The 596-nt window shown below is 48.9% G+C and carries 1 pseudogene; it reads right to left on the bottom strand.

The window, feature by feature from the left end:
- Positions 1-596: pseudogene (locus WG89_RS31545) on the bottom strand (hypothetical protein); the annotation flags it as partial.

The raw sequence follows: 596 nt of genomic DNA, 5'->3' as shown, positions 1-596 counted from the left end.
GTGTTGGAGTCGCAGTTGTTGAACTGTTTGTCACAGCTTCAGTATTGGAAACCGTCACWGWAGGGGTGGATGCTTCAGTTGTTTTTGAAACACTTTCAGTAGCCGTVGGTGTCACAGTTTCAGTGGTTCTCCCGGCATCTTCAGGCATGGATGTGTTGCCAAAAATACTGGTGTATAAACGACTGGTGTAGGACTGACTGCTGCTCGTTGGCTTGGTGGTAGCTGTTGGAGTGACAGTGGGCTCAGTTGTTGTGCTCTGAGTGGAAGTCGCTTCACTCGTCTGCTGAGAAGAAGTCTTGGTAGGTGCTTCAGTTGTTTTTGAAACAGTTTCAGTAGCCGTGGGTGTCACAGTTTCAGTGATTCTATCGACATCTTCAGGCATCGATGTGTTACCAAAAATGCTGGTGTATAAACGACTGCTGTATGACTGACTGCTGCCTGTTGGCTTGGTGGTTGCTGTTGGAGTGACTGTGGGCTCAGTCGTTGTGGTCTGAGTGGGAGTCACTTCAATAGTTGGCTGAGAGGACGTCTTGGTGGGTGTTGTCTCAGCCAGCGTTTCTGATTCAGTCTTTGGACCAAAGGTTGTGGTACTGGTG

The sequence above is a fragment of the Endozoicomonas arenosclerae genome, from assembly GCF_001562015.1.
In the GTDB taxonomy this organism is placed as follows: Bacteria; Pseudomonadota; Gammaproteobacteria; order Pseudomonadales; family Endozoicomonadaceae; genus Endozoicomonas_A; species Endozoicomonas_A arenosclerae.
This window is presented reverse-complemented; position numbering and strand designations above follow the sequence as displayed.